The organism is Streptomyces sp. NPDC001093 (genome assembly GCF_040298985.1).
GTDB lineage: Bacteria > Actinomycetota > Actinomycetes > Streptomycetales > Streptomycetaceae > Streptomyces.
The window spans coordinates 123,415-143,696 of sequence record NZ_JBEPBF010000004.1 but is presented as its reverse complement, the minus strand read 5'-3'; the positions used below and the strand labels follow the sequence as shown (position 1 = coordinate 143,696).

Annotated in this window: 19 protein-coding genes and 1 pseudogene; 7 read left to right on the top strand and 13 right to left on the bottom strand. The window is 72.5% G+C overall.

Annotated elements, in window-relative coordinates:
- The first annotated feature begins 28 nt into the window (after positions 1-28).
- The 5 genes from ABT288_RS04275 to ABT288_RS04255 all read left to right on the top strand — a co-directional run bounded on the left by ABT288_RS04275 (position 29) and on the right by ABT288_RS04255 (position 3,804).
- A complete protein-coding gene (locus ABT288_RS04275; RefSeq protein ID WP_351602592.1) occupies positions 29-505 on the top strand; it encodes a UbiA family prenyltransferase in 477 nt (158 codons plus the stop codon).
- A gap of 240 nt (positions 506-745) precedes the next feature.
- The gene (locus ABT288_RS04270; protein ID WP_351602591.1) at positions 746-1,135 is read left to right on the top strand and encodes a BlaI/MecI/CopY family transcriptional regulator; all 390 of its coding nucleotides are present in this window, start codon (positions 746-748) and stop codon (positions 1,133-1,135) included.
- Between the two features lie 31 nt (positions 1,136-1,166).
- The gene (locus tag ABT288_RS04265) at positions 1,167-2,108 is read left to right on the top strand and encodes a M56 family metallopeptidase (RefSeq protein WP_351602589.1); all 942 of its coding nucleotides are present in this window, start codon (positions 1,167-1,169) and stop codon (positions 2,106-2,108) included.
- A gap of 132 nt (positions 2,109-2,240) precedes the next feature.
- Positions 2,241-2,777, top strand: coding sequence for a hypothetical protein (locus ABT288_RS04260; RefSeq protein WP_351602587.1), 537 nt, complete (start codon positions 2,241-2,243; stop codon positions 2,775-2,777).
- A gap of 100 nt (positions 2,778-2,877) precedes the next feature.
- Positions 2,878-3,804 carry a DUF8832 domain-containing protein gene (locus tag ABT288_RS04255; RefSeq protein WP_351602585.1) on the top strand — a complete coding sequence of 309 codons (927 nt, stop codon included), beginning with the start codon at positions 2,878-2,880 and terminating at the stop codon, positions 3,802-3,804.
- 59 nt (positions 3,805-3,863) lie between these two features.
- Here ABT288_RS04255 and ABT288_RS04250 read toward each other — a convergent pair whose 3' ends face one another.
- From ABT288_RS04250 to ABT288_RS04240, 3 genes are read right to left on the bottom strand one after another with little or no spacing between them, the layout of a single operon-like run.
- Positions 3,864-4,061: a hypothetical protein gene (locus tag ABT288_RS04250; protein WP_351602583.1), complete on the bottom strand. Its 198-nt coding sequence runs from the start codon at positions 4,059-4,061 to the stop codon at positions 3,864-3,866.
- On the bottom strand, positions 4,048-5,373 hold the full coding sequence (lysA, locus tag ABT288_RS04245; RefSeq protein WP_351602581.1) for a diaminopimelate decarboxylase: 1,326 nt from the start codon (positions 5,371-5,373) through the stop codon (positions 4,048-4,050). The genes ABT288_RS04250 and lysA overlap by 14 nt, the downstream gene beginning before the upstream one ends.
- A gap of 15 nt (positions 5,374-5,388) precedes the next feature.
- Entirely contained in the window at positions 5,389-5,715 is a 327-nt protein-coding gene (locus ABT288_RS04240) for an SAV_915 family protein (protein WP_351602579.1), read from the bottom strand.
- Between the two features lie 275 nt (positions 5,716-5,990).
- Here ABT288_RS04240 and ABT288_RS04235 point away from each other — a divergent pair, with 275 nt between their 5' ends.
- Positions 5,991-6,557 (top strand): universal stress protein, encoded by a 567-nt coding sequence (locus tag ABT288_RS04235; RefSeq protein WP_351602577.1) that lies wholly within the window; start codon positions 5,991-5,993, stop codon positions 6,555-6,557.
- 102 nt (positions 6,558-6,659) lie between these two features.
- Here ABT288_RS04235 and ABT288_RS04230 read toward each other — a convergent pair.
- The 9 genes and pseudogenes from ABT288_RS04230 to ABT288_RS04190 form a co-directional block, all read right to left on the bottom strand.
- Positions 6,660-6,872, bottom strand: a pseudogene (locus tag ABT288_RS04230) (ATP-binding protein); the annotation flags it as partial.
- A 17-nt stretch (positions 6,873-6,889) separates the two neighbouring features.
- A complete protein-coding gene (locus ABT288_RS04225; RefSeq protein WP_351602573.1) occupies positions 6,890-9,433 on the bottom strand; it encodes a DUF4118 domain-containing protein in 2,544 nt (847 codons plus the stop codon).
- A 1-nt stretch (position 9,434) separates the two neighbouring features.
- Positions 9,435-10,118, bottom strand: coding sequence for a response regulator (locus tag ABT288_RS04220; protein ID WP_351602571.1), 684 nt, complete (start codon positions 10,116-10,118; stop codon positions 9,435-9,437).
- Between the two features lie 79 nt (positions 10,119-10,197).
- Entirely contained in the window at positions 10,198-10,905 is a 708-nt protein-coding gene (locus tag ABT288_RS04215; protein ID WP_351602569.1) for a potassium-transporting ATPase subunit C, read from the bottom strand.
- Positions 10,906-10,929: 24 nt separating this feature from the next.
- Positions 10,930-13,056 carry a potassium-transporting ATPase subunit KdpB gene (kdpB, locus tag ABT288_RS04210; RefSeq protein WP_351602567.1) on the bottom strand — a complete coding sequence of 709 codons (2,127 nt, stop codon included), beginning with the start codon at positions 13,054-13,056 and terminating at the stop codon, positions 10,930-10,932.
- On the bottom strand, positions 13,053-14,717 hold the full coding sequence (gene kdpA / locus ABT288_RS04205) for a potassium-transporting ATPase subunit KdpA (protein ID WP_351602565.1): 1,665 nt from the start codon (positions 14,715-14,717) through the stop codon (positions 13,053-13,055). Before kdpA ends, kdpB begins: the two co-directional genes overlap by 4 nt.
- 8 nt (positions 14,718-14,725) lie before the next feature.
- Positions 14,726-14,815 carry a K(+)-transporting ATPase subunit F gene (kdpF, locus tag ABT288_RS04200; protein WP_037770757.1) on the bottom strand — a complete coding sequence of 30 codons (90 nt, stop codon included), beginning with the start codon at positions 14,813-14,815 and terminating at the stop codon, positions 14,726-14,728.
- Positions 14,812-14,970 carry a hypothetical protein gene (locus ABT288_RS04195; RefSeq protein ID WP_351602563.1) on the bottom strand — a complete coding sequence of 53 codons (159 nt, stop codon included), beginning with the start codon at positions 14,968-14,970 and terminating at the stop codon, positions 14,812-14,814. Before ABT288_RS04195 ends, kdpF begins: the two co-directional genes overlap by 4 nt.
- Before the next feature lie 103 nt (positions 14,971-15,073).
- Positions 15,074-16,912, bottom strand: a complete 1,839-nt coding sequence (locus tag ABT288_RS04190) for an APC family permease (protein WP_351602561.1) — start codon at positions 16,910-16,912, stop codon at positions 15,074-15,076.
- 212 nt (positions 16,913-17,124) lie between these two features.
- Between ABT288_RS04190 and ABT288_RS04185 the strand changes: the two genes are divergently transcribed.
- The gene (locus tag ABT288_RS04185; RefSeq protein ID WP_351602559.1) at positions 17,125-17,646 is read left to right on the top strand and encodes a hypothetical protein; all 522 of its coding nucleotides are present in this window, start codon (positions 17,125-17,127) and stop codon (positions 17,644-17,646) included.
- A gap of 1 nt (position 17,647) precedes the next feature.
- On the opposite strand, the gene ABT288_RS04180 is transcribed toward ABT288_RS04185, so the two are convergent.
- On the bottom strand, positions 17,648-20,143 hold the full coding sequence (locus tag ABT288_RS04180; RefSeq protein ID WP_351602557.1) for an ATP-binding protein: 2,496 nt from the start codon (positions 20,141-20,143) through the stop codon (positions 17,648-17,650).
- Positions 20,144-20,282: the final 139 nt, after the last annotated feature.

Here is a 20,282-nt window from a genome sequence, read left to right as displayed (position 1 = left end):
CCGTCGTACTTCCCTGTGGGCGTGCGCGGTGTCCACGTCCACCACCCTCGCCGCCGTCCTGCTGCTCGGCGGGCTGACCTTCGCCGCCGGCTGGACGACCGCGGGCGGCCGGACGGACGCCCTCCCCGTGATCGTCTTCGGCGGCGCGCTGACCCTGTGGATGGGGGCGGTCGGAGCCCTGGTCAAGGACCTGTCCGACGTGCGCGGAGACGCCGCGGCCGGGCGGCGCACGGCGCTGATCCGCTGGGGCGAGCGGCGGGCGAGGGTCGTCTGCGCGCTCAACCCCGTGGCGCTCGGGCTCGCCTACCTGACGACCGCCGCCGCCGTCGTACCGTCGCTGCTCGTCTCCGCCGTGATCCTGTCGGCCGGGGCGCTGGTGACGGCCCACCTGGTGCGCACCACCTCCTCGGACGCCCCCCGTAGCCGCAGCCGGCTGCCCTACCGCGCGTTCATGCTGACGCAGTACGCCACCTGCCTGGTCCAGCTCACCACCGAACTGAGCTGAACCCCGGCCGTCGTCGAGTGCGGCCGCAGGGGCGGCCGCCGCTCCGACCGCCGACCGGCTGCCAGGTGTACGTGGCCGCGCACGGCCGCGGCATCCGGAGGCGGACCGGTCGTCCCCGCCGTCCGCCGTCCCGCCTGTCCCCGGGGCAGGGGCGCATGGCACACTCGGGCGACGGCGGCATTTACACGGCCGTAGAAGTTCTGCGCGACCGCAGAAGATGAGCGGGAGAACGACAGACCGATGAGCGCCCACACACGGGGACGCGGCCCCAGGCGGGCCAACGGAGTGCGCGAGGCCGAGTTCCTCTGCCTGCTGCAGCGGGCCGAGGACGCGCTGACCCCCGGGGAGGTCGCCGAGCGGCTCGGGGGCGAGCTGACCTACAGCAGCGTGGTGACGATCCTCACCCGCATGCACGGCAAGGGCCTGCTCAGCCGCGCCCCCCGCGGCAGGGCCTACGCCTACGCCCCCGTCACCGACGACGCCGGCTTCGCCGCCCGCCGGATGCGCACCGTGCTGGAGGAGCGCCCCGACCGCGAGGCCGTCCTCGCCCGCTTCGCCGACGAACTGTCCCACACCGACGCCGAGTTGCTGCGCCAGCTGCTCGGCCCCGACCAGCACCCCGGCCAGTAGGTCCGGCAGGCACAGGAAGGGTCCGCCCGGAATGCACGTCGCCGTCTATCTGCCGCTGCTGCTCTCGCTCGTCGCCCCGTTCGGCGCCCGCCCGCTGGCCGAACGCTGCGAACCCCGGCTCGCCACCTGGCTGCTCACCGCCTCGGCCCTGGTCCTGGGCGCGGCGAGCACGATCTCCCTGGGCCTGCTGGCCGTGGCCGGCCTGATCCGCGTACCGCAACTCGCCGCCCTGGGCCACTGGTCCGCCGGCACCGCACAGCACGAAGACCCCGCCGCGCTGTCCGTCTCGCTGATCGCCGGCCTGCTGCTCGGCGGCGCCGTGCTCATGGCGGCGCGCATGCTGTGGCGGCGGGCCCGCTCACTGGCCGCCGCCGCGTGGGAGGCCGCCTGCATGCCCGCCCGGGACGGCCTGGTCGTCGTCCCCGACGACGCCCCCGACGCCTTCGCGATCCCGGGGCTGCCCGGCCGGGTCGTCGTCTCCACCGGCATGCTGCACCGCCTGGACGCGTCCGAGCACGACATCCTGCTCGCCCACGAGCGCGCGCATCTGACCGCCCACCACTACGCCTTCGTCGCCCTCGCCCAACTCGGCGCCGCCGCCAACCCCTTCCTGCGCCCCCTGGCCACCGCCGTCACCTACACCATCGAGCGCTGGGCCGACGAGACCGCGGCCGCCTCGACCGGTGACCGCAGGCGGGTCGCCCGCACGGTCGGCAAGGCTGCCCTCGCCGCGCACCGCACGCCCGCGCTCGCCCGCGTCGCCGGTGCGGCCCTCGGCATCCTCGGCCGCCGCGGCCCCCTCGCCAAGGCCGGCCCGGTCCCCCGCCGCGTCGCCGCCCTCCTGGCTCCGCCGCTGGGCCGCCACCCGGCGCTCACCGCGGCGACCGCGGCCGTCCTGACCGTGGCGACGCTCGCCACCGTGGAGGCCGCCCACGACTTCCACCTCCTGCTGAGGACGGTCGGCGTCTCCTGACGGCCGACCGAGCACCTCGATTGTGTACCCCGTGGTGGTATGCCGACGTGCCCACGGAGCCCTCTCCCACCTCCCTCCCCCGTTCGGCCCGCTCCCCGCGTTCCCGCTCCTGCGCTCCCGTAAGGTGAAGCCGTGACCCTCGCGCAGCCCGCCGCCGGCACGGCCGGGGCCCGCATCCGTCAGTCGGTGCGGGCCTCCCTTCTGGTCGCCGTCCTGCTCGGGCTGTTCCTCATGCACGGCGGCCCGGCCGCGGCCGCGGGCGGCTGCCACGGGACCATGCCGGACACGGACACCGCCGTCCCGCACATGGCACCTGCCCGGGCGGCCACGCACATGGACGCGATACGACCGGCGACCGCGATGACGGGCGCACCCCCGGACAAGGGCCGAACGGCAGCCGCGATGACGGCCGCGCACCCCGCCAGCCACGCCACGGCCGCGGTCGCCAAGGACGCTCCGCGTACGGACGAGGCCATGCGGGGCGCGTTGTGTCTGGCCACGACGCCCCGGTCCGGGATGCCGTCGCCCCCGATCGCCGCGAGCGCCCTCGCGATCCCGGCCGCCGTCCTGCTGCCGTGGGCCCGGCGGGGTTCCCACGGCACCCGTCGCCGGGGTCCACCGGCCGGCGGGCGTCCCCTTCTGCTCCAGGTCTGCATCGCGCGGACGTGAGGAGACCTCCGGGACACGGCGGCCCCCGTCGCCACGGTCCCGCACGGCTCCTCCACGTTCACCCGCGCCGGCTCACGGCGCCCACCTGGAAAGACACCCCATGTCCCAGCGTTTCCGCACGTCCCGCCGCGCCCTCGCGGCGGCCGCCGCCACCGCGGCGCTCACCCTGACCCTCGCCGCCTGCGGCTCCGGCTCCGACTCCGGAAAGGGCCACGGCTCCGCCATGGCCGGCATGGACCACAGCGCCTCCCCCTCCCCCTCGGGCTCGTCCGACGACATGGCGTCGATGCCCGGCATGGGCGCCGCGTCCACCGGCAACGGTCTGGCCGCCGCCAAGGACGGCTACAAGATGACCTCCACGACCGCCACCCTCCCCGCCGGCAAGGCGGCCGACTACCGCTTCGCCATCACCGGCCCGGACGGCAGGCCGGTCACCGGCTTCGCCGTCGACCAGACCAGGCGGATGCACTTCTACGCCATCCGCTCCGACCTCAGCGGCTTCCAGCACCTGCACCCCACCATGGCCGCGGACGGCACCTGGACCGCACCGCTGGCCGCGCTGCAGCCGGGCACCTGGCGGCTGTACGCCTCCTTCACCCCGGACCACGGCACCGGCAAGGGCAAGGGCTTCGTGCTCAGCCGCACCGTCAAGGTGCCCGGCATGGAGATGACCTCGTCCCTGCCGAAGGCGTCCGGCACCGCCACCGTCGACGGCTACACCGTCACGGTGAAGGGCGACCCGATGGCGGGCATGGCCCACCAGCTGACCGCCACCGTCACCAAGGACGGCAAGCCGGTCACCGACCTCCAGCCGTACCTCGACACCTACGCCCACCTGACCGCCTTCCACCAGGGCGACCAGGCCTTCGCCCACCTCCACCCGGAGACGAAGGCCGACGGCGACCACGGCGGGCCGTCCCTGACCTTCCACGCCGAGTTCGCCCGGTCCGGGAACTGGCGGCTGTTCCTGCAGTTCCAGACCGGCGGCAGGCTGCACACCGCGGCCCTCACCCTGCACGTCGGCTGAACCGACGGTGCGCCCTGGCCGCGACCGCGGCCAGGGCGCACCACCCCGCTGCCCGCGGGTCAGTGCCCGCTGATCGCGAGTTCGTAGTCACCGATCAGGTCGCCGAGCAGGGTTCCGGCCATCAGGTCACTGGTGACGTGAACTCGGGGGGGCGGGGCGAGGGTCACGGTCGATGTGCCGTGCTGAGGAGCGAGCGGCCCGCCCGGCACCGGCAGGGCTGCTCCCGTGCGCGGCGGCAGCGGACTACAGGCCCACATCCCGGCCCCGGATGTCCTCCAGGGACTCACGGCGGACCAGGAGGCGGGCGAAGCCGTCGCGTACGGCGACCACGGGCGGGCGGCCGACCAGGTTGTAGCCGGAGGCCATGGACAGGTGGTAGGCGCCGGCCACGGGGACGGCGAGCAGGTCACCGGGGCGGGTGTCGGCGGGCAGTTCCGCGTCGGCGGCCAGGACGTCCCCCGCCTCGCAGTGCCGGCCCACCACGGTGACCCGGGCGCGCTCCGCCGAGCCGGGCCGGCCGATCAGGCGCGGTGCGTACCGGACGCCGTACAGGGCCGGGCGCGGGTTGTCGCTCATGCCGCCGTCCACGGCCACGAAGACCTGGCCGCCCGTGTGCTTCACGGACAGCACGCGGTACAGCGCGATCCCGGCGGGGCCCGCGATCGCCCGGCCGGGCTCGATGATCAGGCGCGGCACGGGAAGTCCGGCCGTGGCGCAGGAGTCGGCGAGTTCGGTGCGGACCTTGCGGGCCAGTGCGGTGAGGTCGAGCGCCGCCTCGCCGGGGCGGTAGGCGATGCCGTGGCCGCCGCCGAGGTCGAGTTCGGGCAGCACCAGGCCGTGCTGCTCGTACAGGCGGGCCATCAGCCCGACCATGCGGCGTACGGCGACGAGGTAGGGCTTGACGCTGGTGATCTGCGAGCCCAGGTGGCAGTGCAGACCGGTGAGTTCGAGCTGTGGCTGGTCGAGTATGCGGGCGATGGCGTGCTGGGCGTGGCCGTCGGCGATGGACAGGCCGAACTTCTGGTCGTCGGTGCCGGTGCGGATCTTCTCGTGGCCGCCCGCACTGATCCCGGGCACGACCCGGACCATGACCCTCTGGTGGCCGTCCGGCCCCACGGCGGCGGCGAGCCGCGCGATCTCGGCGGGGCTGTCGATGACGATCCGGCCCACGCCGAGGCGCAGGGCGGTGTCCAGGTCGCGCGGGGACTTGGCGTTGCCGTGCAGCACGATCCGCTCGGGCGGAAAGCCGGTGGTGACGGCGAGCTCGAGTTCACCGGCGGAGCAGACGTCCAGGCCGAGGCCCTCCTCGTCCGTCCAGTGGGCCATGGCCCGGCACAGGAACGCCTTGGCCGCGTACAGGACTTCGGCGTCCGGGAAGGCGTCCCGGTAGGTACGGCAGCGGTCGCGGACCTCGGCCTCGTCCAGGACGTAGACGGGGGTGCCGAAGCGGGCGGCGACCTCGGCGAGCGCTACGCCGCCCACGGTGAGGTCGCCGTGAACCGGTTCGGCGGTGGAGGCGGGCCACACCAACAGGTCGGCGGCGGTGGCGGGTTCGTGGACCGTGGTCATCGTCGTCCTCCCCTCTCAGGCTGCGAAAGCGGGTGCCGGGGCGGACACCGGCCCGGGAGCGGGCGCGGTGAACTGGGGGTCCACCGTGAGGTGGGTGACGCCCAGCGGGGCGGTCAGGGCGCGCAGGGCCGGCTCGGCGAGGCGGATCCAGGCCTGGCCGGCGCCCAGGGTGGCGGCCAGCCGGCGCGCGGAGGTGAAGCCGACGGCCGTACGGTCGCCGAGCGGCGTGCGGAAGAGCCGGGCCGCACACCCGGCGGGCCCCGGCCGGACCGGAACGTACAGGGGTCCGGCCGGGAACGGATCGGAGGGCTCGGGGTCTTCGCCGTAGCGGAGTTCTGCCATGGGGTGCCTCCCGGAAGGCAGTGAGCGAGGTTCTGGAATGCCCCGGACGCGGGGAGGCGGACCGGGGCGCGGTGTCGACGGTATGCCCGGTTCCGGGGCTCCCGGGACGAGCCCTGACGTGACGCTGACGGCGATCCGGCGGGCCTTGACGGCACGCTGACGCCGCAGGTCACGGGCGGCGGAGGGGCCGTCAGAACGGCGTCAGGAACAGGCATGCGCCCTGTTCGGGAGCTCCGGGGCGAGGTGTGATGGAAGGGATTTCCAAGGAGGAGCCGATGTCCGAGTACCGCCCGCCTTCGGCCACCCGGGTCGTGGTGGGAGTCAGCGGCTCACTGGGCGGAGCGACCGCCCTGGGCCGGGCCGCGTACGAGGCCAGGAGCCGGGGCGCCGAGCTCTGGCCGGTGCTGGCGTGGGAGCCGCCGGAGGGGGACGCTCTCTCCCGCAGGTTCCCGTCCACGACCCCCCTGGCCGAAGAATGGGAACGGCTGGCGTGCGAGCGGCTCGTCAGGGCGCTGCGCGAGGTGTTCGGCAGCACGGACACCGGGCTGCCCGGGCAGGCGCTCGTGGTACGGGGCGCCCCCGGACCGGCGCTGGTGCGGACCGCCGACCGCCACGACGACCTGCTCGTGGTCGGCGCCGGACAGCGGGGCCGGCTGCGCCGGGCACTGTGGCCGTCGGTCAGCCGCCACTGCCTCGCCCACGCCACGTGCCCCGTCCTCGCGGTCCCGCCGTCGCCGCTGCAGGCGGAACTGACGGCGGTACACCGGCGGAACGCCTGGGGGCTGCGGCTGAACACGCGGCACCTGGAGCGGGAGTTGCACAGGGTGCCGCCGGAGTCCTGAGGCCGTCGGGGGGAACTGTGCAGCCGACGGCACCGCACCTCCCCGGGGGCGCGGGGCTGTGCCGATGTGCGGCCCCGCCGCGTGGGCGCGACCAGCCCACCACTACCGGCGGCCGTCCGACAGGACAAGCCCCCCGGACCGTCCGCGCTGCGGAGCAGTCGGCACCGCGAGCACCATGGTGAGCCCGCCCCCCGGCGTGTCCTCGGCGACCAGCGTCCCGCCGACCGCCTCCGCGAACCCCCGGGCGACGGCGAGGCCGAGCCCGACACCGACCCCCCGCGGAGCGTCCCCGTACCGCTGGAAAGGCTCGAAGATGCTCGACCAGCCCACCACTACCGGCGGCCGTCCGACAGGACAAGCCCCCCGGACCGTCCGCGCTGCGGAGCAGTCGGCACCGCGAGCACCATGGTGAGCCCGCCCCCCGGCGTGTCCTCGGCGACCAGCGTCCCGCCGACCGCCTCCGCGAACCCCCGGGCGACGGCGAGGCCGAGCCCGACACCGACCCCCCGCGGAGCGTCCCCGTACCGCTGGAAAGGCTCGAAGATGCGGTCCTTGGCCTCGTCCGGAACACCCGGCCCGCGGTCCACGACCCGCACCTCGACCCGGTCGGCGAGGGCACTCGCCGAGACCAGGACCCGCTCCCCCGGCGGGCTGTACTTGACCGCGTTCTCCACGACGTTCGCGACCGCCCGCTCCAGCAGGCCCCGGTCGACGTACACCATCGGCAGGGTCTCGGGGATGTCCAGTTCCACGCTGTCCTCGGGTACGCCGCCCAGCGCCATGGGCACGACCTCGTCCAGGTCGCTCTCGCGGATGATCGGGGTCACCGTGCCGGTCTGCAGGCGGGACATGTCCAGGAGGTTGCCGACCAGGTGGTCGAGCCTGTCCGCGCCCTCCTCGATGGCCTGCAGCAGCTCCGCCTGGTCCTGCGCGGACCACTCGACGTCGTCCGACCTGAGCGAGGTCACCGCGGCCTTGATGCCGGCCAGCGGGGTGCGCAGGTCGTGGCTGACGGCGGCCAGCAGGGCGGTGCGGATGCGGTTTCCCTCGGCCAGTTCCTTCGCCCGGTCGGCCTCGCTCTGCAGCCGCTGCCGGTCCAGGACCACGGCGGCCTGCGCGGCGAACGCGGCCAGCACCCGGCGGTCGGCGGCGGGCAGCACCCGGCCGCGCAGGGAGAGGGCCATGTGGTCGCCGACGGGGACGTCGACGTCGGCGTCCACGGGGATCTCGGCCGGCCGGGGTCCCACACTGCCGGCGCAGGTCCAGGGAGCGGTCTCGCCGCTGCGCTCCAGCAGGGCCACCGACTCCATGCCGAAGGTCTCGCGGACCCTCTCCAGCAGTGCCTCCAGAGTGGTCTCGCCGCGCAGGACGTTGCCCGCGAGGAAGGACAGGATCTCCGACTCGGCGCGCAGCCGGGCCGCCTGGTGGGTGCGCCGGGCGGCGAGGTCCACCACCGAGGCCACGGACACGGCGACCCCGACGAAGATCGCGATGGCGACGATGTTCTTCGGGTCGGCGATCGTGAGGGTGTGGACGGGCGGGGTGAAGTACCAGTTGAGCAGCAGGGAGCCGACCACCGCGGAGGCCAGCGCGGGGAAGAGCCCGCCGAGCAGGGCGGCGGCCACCGTCAGCGTCAGGTACAGCAGCATGTCGTTGGCGAGGCCGACATCCGGGGTGGCGCTGGTGAGGAGCCAGGTGAGGAGGGCCGGGCCGATGACTCCCACGGCCCAGCCCCAGATGACCCGGGAGCGGCCGAGGCGGGCGCCGCGCGCCACCGGCAGTCCGCGGCCCTTGCCCGCCTCGTCGTGCGTGATGAGGTGCACGTCGAGGTCGGGACCGGACTCGCGGGCGACCGTGGCGCCGACGCCGGGCCCGAAGACGTACTGCCAGCTGCGGCGACGGGAGACGCCCAGCACGATCTGGGTGGCGTTCACGCCCCGCGCGAAGTCGAGCAGGGCGGCCGGTATGTCGTCGCCGACGACCTGGTGGAAGGTGCCGCCCAGGTCCTCCACGAGGGTGCGCTGGTCGGCGAGTTCCTTCGGGGAGGCCGAGGACAGGCCGTCGCTGCGGGAGATGTAGACGGCCAGCACCTCGCCGCCGGCGCCCTTCTCCGCCAGCCGCGCGGCACGCCGTATCAGGGTGCGCCCCTCGGGGCCGCCGGTCAGACCGACCACGATCCGCTCCCGCGAGCCCCAGATGGTGGACACCCGGTGCTCGCGCCGGTACTCGTTGAGGTACTCGTCGACCCGGTCGGCCACCCACAGCAGCGCCAGCTCGCGCAGGGCGGTCAGGTTCCCGGGGCGGAAGTAGTTGGACAGGGCCGCGTCGACCTTGTCGGGTTTGTAGATGTTGCCGTGCGCCATCCGGCGGCGCAGGGCCTGCGGGGACATGTCGACCAGCTCGATCTGGTCCGCGCGGCGTACGACCTCGTCCGGGACGGTCTCCTGCTGCCGCACCCCGGTGATCGACTCGACCACGTCACCGAGTGACTCCAGGTGCTGGATGTTGACGGTCGAGATCACGTCGATCCCGGCGGCCAGCAGCTCCTCCACGTCCTGCCAGCGCTTGGCGTTGCGCGAGCCGGGGATGTTGGTGTGGGGCAGCTCGTCCACGAGCGCCACCTGCGGGCGGCGGGCGAGGACGGCGTCCACGTCCATCTCGGTGAAGACGCTGCCCCGGTAGGTGAGTTCCCGGCGCGGCACCTGTTCCAGCCCGTGCAGCATCACCTCGGTGCGCGGCCGGTGGTGGTGTTCCACGAAGGCGACCACGCAGTCGGTGCCCCGCTCGATACGGCGGTGTGCCTCCGACAGCATCGCGTAGGTCTTGCCGACGCCGGGTGCCGCGCCGAGGTAGATCCGGAGCCTGCCACGTGCCATGTCATCCCTCGAAGCGGTAGCCCATGCCGGGCTCGGTGATCAGATAGCGGGGCTGGGAGGGGTCCGACTCCAGCTTGCGGCGCAGCTGGGCCATGTAGACCCGCAGGTAGTTGGTCTTGTTGCGCTGCGAGACGCCCCAGACCTCCTGGAGCAGCTGTTTCTGGGTGATCAGCCGACCGGGGTTGGTGACCAGGATCTCCAGCAGGTGCCACTCGGTCGGGGTCAGCCGTACGTCCCGCCCGTCCCGTACGGCCTTCTTCGCGAGCAGGTCCAGGGTGAAGTGCTCGGTCTCGACCAGTGTCGTCTCGGGGACCAGCGGTGTGTCCTCGGTCCGGCGGACGGCGGCCCGCAGCCGGGCGAGCAGTTCGTCCATGCTGAACGGCTTGGTGACGTAGTCGTCCGCACCCGCGTCGAGGGCGGCCACCTTCTCGTCGGAGGCCTGCCGGGCGGACAGGACCAGGATCGGAACGCGGCTCCAGCCCCGCAGGCCCTTGATGATGTCGACGCCGTCCATGTCGGGCAGGCCGAGGTCCAGCAGCACCGCGTCGGGCTGACGCGAGGCGGCGAGCCGCAGGGCCGTGGCGCCGTCGGGGGCGGCGTCCACGCCGTAGTGACGTGCCTGCAAGTTGATGACGAGGGCCCGTACCAGCTGCGGGTCGTCCTCCACCACGAGCACCCTGGTCATGGGTGTGTGTCTCTCCTGTCATGCCTGCGGGAGTCGGCACCCTCGGATGCCGACTCCCGTCGCGGATCGCGTAAGGCCGTCACTTCGTGGCCACGAGGTCCTTGAGCGCGATGTTGAGCTCCAGGACGTTCACCCGCGGCTCGCCGATGAAGCCCAGGGTGCGGCCGGCCGTGTGGTCCCTGACCAGCTTTTCGACCTGGGCGACGGGCAGGCCGTTCCTCGCGGCGACCCGGTGCACCTGGAGTTCGGCGTACTCCGGGGAGATGGCCGGGTCCAGTCCGGAGCCGGAGGAGGTGACGGCGTCGGCGGGGACGTCGGCCGGCTTCACGGTGTAGCCGGGAACGGAGTTGTCCTTGACGACGGCGTCCTTGGCGGCGAGCACCTGGGCGCAGAGCGTCTTGTCCGCGGGCGTGTCCGGGCACTTGCCGTTCACCGCGCCGCTGTCGGCGGACAAGTTGGTGGCCCCGGACAGGATCAGCTGGTACCGCGTGTTGACGGAGTTGGTGCCGAGCCCGTTCTGCGGGCGGCCCTGGAACCACTTCAGGTCCGGGTCCGGGCTGGTCTGGCCCTTCTTCAGCGGCAGGTTGTACGACTGCCCGATCAGCGACGAGCCGACGACCTTGCCGTCCGCCTTGATCTCCGAGCCGTTCGCCTTGCCGCCGAACAGCCCCTGGGCGATGCCGGTGACGACCAGTGGGTAGATGACGCCCGTCACCAGGGTCAGCACGAGGAGGGCCCTGAGGCCCGCCCCGAGCAACCGGACGGTGTTGGTTACGGAGTTGTTCATGGTGATCAGCACGCCTTTGAAGAGTCACAGCCCGGGGATGAGGGAGATGAGCATGTCGATGATCTTGATGCCGATGAAGGGCGCGATCAGGCCGCCGATGCCGTAGATCCCGAGGTTGCGCCGCAGCATCTTGTCCGCGCTGACCGGCCGGTACTGCACGCCCTTCAGGGACAGCGGCACCAGCGCGATGATGATCAGCGCGTTGAAGACGACCGCGGACAGGATCGCGGAGTCGGGCGAGGACAGGTGCATGATGTTCAGCTTGTCCAGGCCCGGGTAGACCGCCGCGAACAGCGCCGGGATGATCGCGAAGTACTTCGCGACGTCGTTGGCGATGGAGAACGTCGTCAGCGCACCGCGCGTGATCAGCAGCTGCTTGCCGATCTCCACGATCTCGATCAGCTTGGTCGGGTTGGAGTCGAGGTCGACCATGTTGCCGGCCTCCTTGGCGGCCGACGTACCGGTGTTCATCGCCACGCCGACGTCCGCCTGCGCGAGCGCCGGGGCGTCGTTGGTGCCGTCGCCGGTCATCGCGACCAGCTTGCCGCCGGCCTGCTCCCGCTTGATGAGGGCCATCTTGTCCTCGGGGGTGGCCTCCGCGAGGAAGTCGTCGACGCCCGCCTCCTCGGCGATCGCCTTCGCGGTCAGCGGGTTGTCACCCGTGATCATGACGGTCTTGATGCCCATGCGGCGCAGCTCCTCGAACCGCTCCCGCATGCCCTCCTTCACGACGTCCTTCAGGTGGATGACACCCAGGACGCGGGCGCCCCTGTCGTCGTGGACGGCGACGAGCAGCGGGGTGCCGCCGGCCTCGGAGATCCGGTTGGCCATGCCGTCCGCGTCCTCGGCGACCGTGCCGCCCTGCTCCTCGACCCAGGCGATCACCGAGGCGGTCGCGCCCTTGCGGATCTTCCGGCCGTCGACGTCCACACCCGACATACGGGTCTGGGCGGTGAACTCGATCCACTCGGCGCCGACCAGCTCGCCCTGGTGCCGCTCGCGCAGCCCGTACTTCTCCTTGGCCAGGACGACGATCGAGCGGCCCTCTGGCGTCTCGTCCGCGAGGGACGACAGCTGGGCCGCGTCCGCGACCTCCGCCTCGGTGGTGCCCTTCACCGGCACGAACTCCGCCGCCTGACGGTTGCCGAGGGTGATGGTGCCGGTCTTGTCCAGCAGCAGTGTGGAGACGTCACCGGCGGCCTCGACCGCACGACCGGACATGGCCAGCACATTGCGCTGCACCAGCCGGTCCATGCCCGCGATACCGATCGCGGACAGCAGGGCGCCGATCGTGGTCGGGATCAGGCAGACCAGCAGGGCCACCAGCACCACCATCGTCAGGTGCGTGTGGGCGAAGTCCGCGAACGGCGGGAGGGTGGCCACCGCCAGCAGGAAGACGATGGTCAGCGAGGCGAGCAGGATGTTCAGCGCGATCTCGTTGGGCGTCTTCTGCCGGGCGGCGCCCTCGACCAGGTTGATCATCCGGTCGATGAACGTCTCGCCGGGCTTCGTCGTGATCTTGATGACGATCCGGTCGGACAGCACCTTCGTACCGCCGGTCACCGCGGACCGGTCGCCACCGGACTCACGGATCACCGGAGCCGACTCACCCGTGATCGCCGACTCGTCCACCGAGGCGACACCCTCGACGACGTCACCGTCACCGGGGATGACATCACCGGCCTCGCAGACCACCAGGTCACCGATGGTCAGCGCGGTACCCGGCACCTGCTCCTCGGAGCCGTCCGCGAGCAGCCGGCGGGCCACGGTGTCGGTCTTGGCCTTGCGTAGGGTGTCGGCCTGCGCCTTGCCCCGGCCCTCGGCCACGGCCTCCGCCAGGTTGGCGAAGATCACCGTCAGCCACAGCCAGGCGCTGATGGTCCAGCCGAACCAGTCGCCCGGGTGCTGGAAGGAGAAGATCGTGGTCAGCACGGAGCCGATCCACACCACGAACATCACGGGGGACTTGACCATCACCCGCGGGTCGAGCTTGCGGCAGGCTTCCGGCAGGGACTTCAGCAGCTGCCTGGGTTCGAAGAGGCCCGCTCCGACACGGCCCTCGGCGGGCTTGTGCCCGGTCGGCGCGTCCGTGTGGGGCGCAAGGGTGGGAGTGGACATGGAGTCCTCTTGCTTCTTGATGTCGGTCGTCATGACGCCAGCCCCTCGGCCAGCGGACCCAGCGCGAGGGCCGGGAAGTAGGTCAGACCGGTGATGATCAGGATCGCGCCCACCAGCAGACCGGTGAACAGCGGCTTCTCGGTGCGCAGGGTGCCCGCGGTCACCGGTACCGGCTTCTGCTCGGCGAGGGAGCCGGCCAGCGCCAGCACGAACACCATCGGCAGGAAGCGGCCGAGCAGCATCGCGAGTCCGGTCGTGGTGTTGTACCAGTCGGTGTTCGCGTTCAGCCCGGCGAAGGCCGAACCGTTGTTGTTCGACGCGGACGTGAACGCGTACAGCACCTCGGAGAACCCGTGCGCACCGGAGTTGAGCATCGAGTGCGGCGGCGTCGGCAGCGCCATGGAGGCCGCCGTGAACACCAGCACCAGGGCGGGGGTGATGAGGATGTAGCAGGCGGCGAGCTTCATCTCGCGGCCGCCGATCTTCTTGCCCAGGTACTCGGGCGTACGGCCGACCATCAGACCGGCGATGAACACCGCGATGACCGCCATGATCAGGATGCCGTACAGGCCGGAGCCGGTACCGCCGGGCGTGATCTCGCCCAGCATCATGCTCAGCATCGTGATGCCGCCGCCGAGGCCCGTGAAGGAGGAGTGGAAGGAGTCCACCGCACCGGTCGAGGTGAGCGTGGTCGCCACCGCGAAGATCGACGAGCCGCCGACGCCGAAGCGGACCTCCTTGCCCTCCATCGCCCCGCCGGCCGCCTGCAGCGCCGGGCCGTGGTGGGCGAACTCGGTCCACATCATCAGCGCGGTGAAGCCCAGCCAGATGGTGAACATCGTGGCGAGGATCGCGTAGCCCTGCTTCACGTTGCCGACCATCACGCCGAAGGTGCGGGTCAGCGAGAAGGGGATGACGAGGATCAGGAAGATCTCGAAGAGGTTCGTGAACGGGGTCGGGTTCTCGAAGGGGTGGGCGGAGTTGGCGTTGAAGTAGCCGCCGCCGTTGGTGCCGATCTCCTTGATGGCCTCCTGCGAGGCGACCGCGCCGCCGTTCCACTGCTGCGAGCCGCCCATGAACTGACCGACCTCGTGGATGCCGGAGAAGTTCTGGATGGCGCCGCAGGCGACCAGGATCACCGCGGCGACGACCGACATCGGCACCAGGATGCGCAGCGTGCCGCGCACCAAGTCCGACCAGAAGTTGCCCAGTTCACCGGTGCGCGAGCGCGCGAACCCCCGAACGAGAGCCACCGCAACGGCGATACCGACGGCCGCCGAGAGGAAGTTCTGCACGGCCAGACCGGCGGTCTGCACGACGTGACCCATGGTCTGCTCGCCGTAGTACGACTGCCAGTTGGTGTTGGTCACGAAGGACACGGCCGTGTTGAACGACTGCGCCGGGTTGACCGAGGAGAAGTGCAGCGAGCCGGGCAGCACGCCCTGCAGCCGCTGCAGCAGGTAGAGGAAGAGGACGCTGACGGCGGAGAAGGCCAGCACACCGCGCAGGTACGCGGGCCAGGTCATCTCGGTGTCAGGGTTGGCACCGATGGCCTTGTAGATCCACTTCTCGACGCGCAGGTGCCCCCGCGAGGAGTAGACCTTGGCCATGTAGGTGCCGAGCGGGATGTAGGCGAGGGCCAGCGCGCCTATCAGGGCGGTCAGCTGGAGTACGCCTGCAAGTACGGGACCCATGTCGTGTCTCAGAACCTCTCCGGGAAGATCAGGGCGAGGACGAGATAGCCCAGCAGGGCGACGGCCACGACCAGTCCGACGACGTTTTCGACGGTCACAGCTTCGTCACCCCCTTGGCGACGAGAGCCACCAGCGCGAAACCCGCGAGCACGGTGACGACGAAGGCCAGATCGGCCATCGCGAACTCCTGGAGTGAGGTTCGGTTGAAACGGACGTGTACGAGGAAAGCGCCTGTCTGGCCGGATCCGGTCACCCGTTGACGACCCTCTTACGGCCACGCTCACGGCTTTGACGGGTCCCTTACGACCGCTGATCCGTACCGGTCGGTAAGCAGGTGTGACAGCCGGTGACCCGTCTCACAGGCGGAAGCGCAGCCGGCAGATCACCGCGTCCGTCTCCCGCCGCACGGCGTGCGCGACGACCGCGCCCCGCTGGTTCTGCAGCATCCGCTGCCACAGCCGCTCCGGCTCCGCCTCCGGGATCAGCACGGTGACCCGGGTGCCGGGCTCGGCGGCGGCCACCTCACGGACGTACTCGGCGATGGGGCGGCCCAGGCTGCGCCGCGCGCAGGACAGCCGCACGAGGGGCACACCGGGGTCCCATTCCGCCCAGGACCGCTCCAGCGCGTGCAACTGGGTCCGGTCCTCGGGGTCCGGGTAGCACACGGTCACCGCACGGACCTCGTCACCGAGCGAGGCCGCCGCCGACAGGGCCTCCGAGGTCAGCCGGGACAGGGACGACACGGGAACGACCACCAGCGAGCGCTCGCGGTACGGGGCCTGCGGGATACGGCCGAGTCCGAGCCGCTCACCGATCCGGCCGTAGGCGCGGTGCACGGTGGTGAAGCCCAGCACCAGCAACGGCAGAGCGACGACGATCAGCCACGCCCCCTCGGTGAACTTGCTCGCCGTGACGACGACGGCCGCGACCCCGGTCAGCACCGCACCGAAGCCGTTGAGCAGCGCCTTCCCGCGCCGGCCGGAGCCCCGCTCCAGGCGCCAGTGCCGCACCATCCCCACCTGGGCGATCGTGAAGCCGACGAACACACCGATGGCGAACATCGGCACCAGGGTGTTGGTGTCGCCGCCGGAGAAGACCAGCAGCGCGGCGGAGACGACGGCGAGCGCGAGGACGCCGTGCCGGTGCACCTGGCGGTCGGCCTTCAGGGCGAAGACGTGCGGCGCGTAGTTGTCACGGGCGAGCAGCTTCAGCAGCACCGGCAGCCCGCCGAAGGAGGTGTTCGCCGAGAGCGCCAGCAGAATCATCGTCGCGAACTGGATGACGTAGAAAGCCCAGTTGTGGCCGAGCGAGGCGTCCGCGAGCTGGGCGAGGACCGTCACGCCCTCGACCGGCTGGAGGTGGAAGCGCCCGATCAGCACCGACAGGCCGATCAGCATCAGCCCGAGCACGGCGCCGAGGGCGACCTCCGCGCGCTGGGAACGGCGGACCCGCGGGACGCGGAAGGAGGGGACGGCGTTGGCGATGGCCTCGACGCCGGTCAGCGCGGAACACCCCGAAGCGAAAGCTTTCAGCAGGAGCAGGACACCGACGCTCGTGGCGTTGTCCGCGACGACCGAGGCATGCCCGGCCGCGGTGACCGTACTCACCGGAGCCGACCGCAACAGGCCCGCGACGATGAGTACGAAGATCGCGCCCACGAAGACGACCGTGGGCACGATGAACGCCTTCGCCGACTCCACGATCCCCCGCAGGTTGACGCCGGTGATCAGCGCGAGCACGGCCAGGCACAGCCACAGCCGGTCGCCGTAGAGGGCGGGGAAGGCGGAGGTCAGGGCGGCCACACCCGCCGTGACCGCGACGGCGACGTTGAGTACGTAGTCCAGCACCAGCGAGGCGGCGGCCACCAGGCTGGTCCGCGCCCCCAGATGCGTCTTCGCCACGGCGTAGGAGCCGCCGCCGTCCGGGAAGGCCGCGATCACCTGCCGGTAGGAGGCCAACAGCACCGCCAGCAGGGCCGCGATGGCGAGCGTGACCGGCAGCGTGAAGCCGAGCCCGTGCGCGCCCGCGGCGGCGAGCACGAGGACGATCGCCTCCGGCCCGTAGGCCACCGACGCCATCGCGTCCAGGGAGAGTGCCGCGAGCCCCGTGACGGCGGTCAGCCGGTGGCGCTCGCCGGTATCAGGCGGCTCCTCGCCGGCGGGGACGGCATCCGGCTCGGTGGTCAGGACGGACATGGGCGCGTGCTCCTATCGTGCTGCGACCGCGCACGAGGACTGAAGTGTGCGCGGGTGCACCCAGGTTCCGACCGTTTCCCACCGCGTCCGACCGGTCCTTGCGGCATCTTCGCGCTCAACCGGCCCGCCTTGACGCGATCTTGACGGGTCGCGTCGTCAGAGCCGCATCAAGGTCCGCCGTTGTGCTTCCCCGGGTCACTACCGTCGGCGCCATGGGACGCCCTGACGCACCGGGTGAGGCGGCGACCGACCTGGACTGGACGCGGGAGCGGTGGAGCGCCGTCCGCTGCGCCGGCGCACTGCTCACCCTGCTGTTCCTGATCGACTGGGGCTCCGGCCGGACCGTCCTGTGGCGCGCCGCGCTCTGGTTCGCCCTCTCCGGGCTGCTCTTCGTCGTGCTGTGTCCCGCCCGGGTGTCCGCCGGCGGCGGCTGGCTCGCCTCACGCCGGCTGCTGCGCGAGCACCGGGTGCGGACGGACCTGCTGGTGTCGGTCCGCTGCCTGGACGGGGTCTCCCCACGGCTGCTGCTGCGCGACGCCCTCGGCGGCCGCGTCGAGATCGACCCCCAAGTCCTGGTGCGCAACCCCCGGTTGTGGCTCCGCCTGGACGAGGGCGCGCGGAAGTCGGCGGCCGACGGCCTGCTGCTGTGCGGCACGACCGCCCTGGGGAGCCTCGCCCGGCGTGTGGACCGCGAGACCGCCCGTGCCGTGTTCCGGGCCTCCGGCCTGGAGTGAGTCACGCTCCTCCCACGTTCTGCTCGGCCGGTTCGGCGCCGGCCGGCTGTGCCGCGAACGGCAGCGACACGACCATGGTCAGGCCGCCGCCGGGGGTGTCCTCGGGGCTCAGGGTGCCGTTCATCGCCTCGGTCAGGCCGCGCGCGAGGGCGAGGCCGAGGCCGAGGCCCGTGGTGTTGTCGGTGTCGCCGAGCCGCTGGAAGGGCTCGAAGAGGCGGTCGCGGCCGTCGGCCGGGAGCCCGGGCCCCCGGTCCACCACCCGCAGCTCCACCCGCCCGGCCAGGGCACTCGCGGTGACCAGCACCTTCTTCCCGGGCGGGGTGTGCCGGGCGGCGTTGCCGACGAGGTTGGCGATCACCCGTTCCAGCAGCGGCGGGTCGGCCAGCACCGCCGGGATGTCCTCCACGTCCGCCACCTCGACCTCCGGCACGTCCGCCAGCGCCATGGGCAGCACCTCCTCCAGGGAGGTCGCGCGCAGGTTCAGGGTGAGCGCGCCGGCCTCCAGGCGGCTGAGGTCGAGCAGGTTCTCCACCAGGCGGTTGAGCTTGGCCATGGACTCGTCGGCGGTGGCGAGGAGTTCGTCGCGGTCCTCCTCGGAGAAGGCGACGTCCCGGCTGCGCAGGGACGTGACGGCGGCCCACCCGGCGGCCAGCGGGGTGCGCAGGTCGTGGCCGACGGCCCGCAGCAGCGCCGTACGCAGCCGGTCGGCGGCCTTCACCGGCTCCACCTCGGCCGCCGCCTCGGCCAGCCGGGCCCGCTCCACCGCGGAGCCGACGTGCGCGGCGAACGCGGCCAGCACCCGCCGCTCGGAGGAGGAGAGGGTACGTCCGCGCAGCGCGAGGAAGGCACCGGCGCCCGCCGGAACGGCCGTCACCGCGGGCGTGTCGGGCGGCTCGTCCACCAGGTCCGCCGACTCCATGCCGAAGGTCTCCCGGGTCCGCTCCAGCAGCGCCGGGATGGTCGCCTCGCCGCGCACGATGCTGCCGGCCAGCGACGACATGGTCTCCGCCTCGGCCGTCGCGCGGGCCGAGCGGCGCGACAGGCGCAGGGACCGGTCGACGACGGCGGCGACGGTGGCCGCGACGACCGCGAACACCGCGAGGGCGAGCAGCGCGTTGGGGTCGTCCAGGGTGAAGGCGCCGATGGGCGGGATGAACCAGTAGTTGAGCAGCAGGGACGCCGTCACCGACGCGATCACCGCGGAGGCGACCCCGCCTATGCAGGCCACGCCCACCACGGCGAGCAGGAACAGCAGGGCCTCACTGGTCAGGTTCAGCGTGCCGCGCAGCTGGGCGAGGACGGCGGTGAGCAGGACCGGCAGCACCAGTCCGGCCACCGGGCCCGCGATCAGCCGGGCCGTCGACAGCGTGCGGCGCCGGGACGGCAGCAGGGTGCCGCGCCCTGCCCGCTCGTGGGTGACCCGGTGCACGTCGATGTCGCCGGACAGCTCGGTCACCGTCTCCCCGGTGCCGGGCCCGGTCAGGAACCGGGCCAGCCGCCCCCGCCTGCTGGTTCCCAGCACCAGCTGGGTGGCGTTCTCGGCGCGGGCGAACTCCACCAGGGCGGTCGCCACGTCGTCGCCGACGACCGAGTGGTAGCTGCCGCCGAGGTCCTCCACCAGCCGGCGCTGCCGGGCCAGTGAGGCGTGCGAGACCCCGGCCGCGAGACCGTCGCTGCGGGCCACGTGCACCGCGAGCAGATCGCCGCCGGCGGACCGGTCGGCGATGCGGGCGGCCCGCCGTACCAGCGTGTCGCCCTCCGGCCCGCCGGTCAGGGCCACGACGACCCGCTCCCGGGTCTCCCACACTCCGCCGATGCCGTGCGCCGAGCGGTACTCCTGCAGCGCCTCGTCCACCCGGTCGGCCGTCCACAGCAGCGCCAGCTGCCGCAGGGCCGTCAGATTGCCGGGCCGGAAGTAGTTGGCCAGCGCGGCGTCGATCTTCTCCGGGGCGTAGATGTTCCCGTGCGCCATGCGCCGGCGCAGCCCCTCGGGCGGCATGTCCACCAGCTCGACCTGCCCGGCCCGCCGTACGACCTCGTCCGGCACCGTCTCGTGCTGCGGCACCCCGGTGATCTTCTCGACCACGTCGTTGAGGGACTCCAGGTGCTGGACGTTGAGCGCCGTGATCACGTCGATACCCGCGTCCAGCAGCACCTCGATGTCCTGCCAGCGCTTGGCGTTGCGGCCGTCGCCGGGGACGTTGCTGTGGGCGAACTCGTCCACGATCGCCACCTGCGGACGGCGCGCCAGCACCGCGGCCACGTCCATCTCCTCGAAGCCCCCGCCGCGGTAGGTGCAGGCGAGGCGCGGGACGGTCTCCAGGCCGTCGAGCATCGCCTCGGTGCGCGGGCGCCCGTGGCACTCCGCGAACCCCACCACCACGTCCGCGCCGCGGGTGGCGCGGCGGCGCCCCTCGTCGAGCATCCGGTAGGTCTTGCCGACCCCCGGGGCCGCCCCGAGGTAGACCTTCAGTCGTCCGGGCCGTACGTCACTCATCGCCGCCGACGCGCTCCGCTCACCATCCAACTCCCCTTCACGGGAGGGTTCCTGCTCCCAAGGAAGCCGCTTCGAAGGGCGGCCGGTGCGCGTGTTAGCGGTTCCTTGGCGCCGGTCCGGTGGACCTTGACACTGTCTT

What these genes read in the sequence shown, in the direction of transcription:
- ABT288_RS04265 (WP_351602589.1), top strand. Translation starts at nt 1,167, where the DNA reads ATGCACGTCGCCGTCTATCTGCCGCTGCTGCTCTCGCTCGTCGCCCCG.
- ABT288_RS04215 (WP_351602569.1), bottom strand. Translation starts at nt 10,905, where the DNA reads ATGAACAACTCCGTAACCAACACCGTCCGGTTGCTCGGGGCGGGCCTC.
- kdpB (WP_351602567.1), bottom strand. Translation starts at nt 13,056, where the DNA reads ATGACGACCGACATCAAGAAGCAAGAGGACTCCATGTCCACTCCCACC.
- ABT288_RS04235 (WP_351602577.1), top strand. Translation starts at nt 5,991, where the DNA reads ATGTCCGAGTACCGCCCGCCTTCGGCCACCCGGGTCGTGGTGGGAGTC.
- ABT288_RS04180 (WP_351602557.1), bottom strand. Translation starts at nt 20,143, where the DNA reads ATGAGTGACGTACGGCCCGGACGACTGAAGGTCTACCTCGGGGCGGCC.
- ABT288_RS04220 (WP_351602571.1), bottom strand. Translation starts at nt 10,118, where the DNA reads ATGACCAGGGTGCTCGTGGTGGAGGACGACCCGCAGCTGGTACGGGCC.
- ABT288_RS04240 (WP_351602579.1), bottom strand. Translation starts at nt 5,715, where the DNA reads ATGGCAGAACTCCGCTACGGCGAAGACCCCGAGCCCTCCGATCCGTTC.
- ABT288_RS04250 (WP_351602583.1), bottom strand. Translation starts at nt 4,061, where the DNA reads ATGTGGGCCTGTAGTCCGCTGCCGCCGCGCACGGGAGCAGCCCTGCCG.
- ABT288_RS04255 (WP_351602585.1), top strand. Translation starts at nt 2,878, where the DNA reads ATGTCCCAGCGTTTCCGCACGTCCCGCCGCGCCCTCGCGGCGGCCGCC.
- ABT288_RS04185 (WP_351602559.1), top strand. Translation starts at nt 17,125, where the DNA reads ATGGGACGCCCTGACGCACCGGGTGAGGCGGCGACCGACCTGGACTGG.
- ABT288_RS04190 (WP_351602561.1), bottom strand. Translation starts at nt 16,912, where the DNA reads ATGTCCGTCCTGACCACCGAGCCGGATGCCGTCCCCGCCGGCGAGGAG.
- ABT288_RS04225 (WP_351602573.1), bottom strand. Translation starts at nt 9,433, where the DNA reads ATGGCACGTGGCAGGCTCCGGATCTACCTCGGCGCGGCACCCGGCGTC.
- kdpA (WP_351602565.1), bottom strand. Translation starts at nt 14,717, where the DNA reads ATGGGTCCCGTACTTGCAGGCGTACTCCAGCTGACCGCCCTGATAGGC.
- lysA (WP_351602581.1), bottom strand. Translation starts at nt 5,373, where the DNA reads ATGACCACGGTCCACGAACCCGCCACCGCCGCCGACCTGTTGGTGTGG.
- ABT288_RS04270 (WP_351602591.1), top strand. Translation starts at nt 746, where the DNA reads ATGAGCGCCCACACACGGGGACGCGGCCCCAGGCGGGCCAACGGAGTG.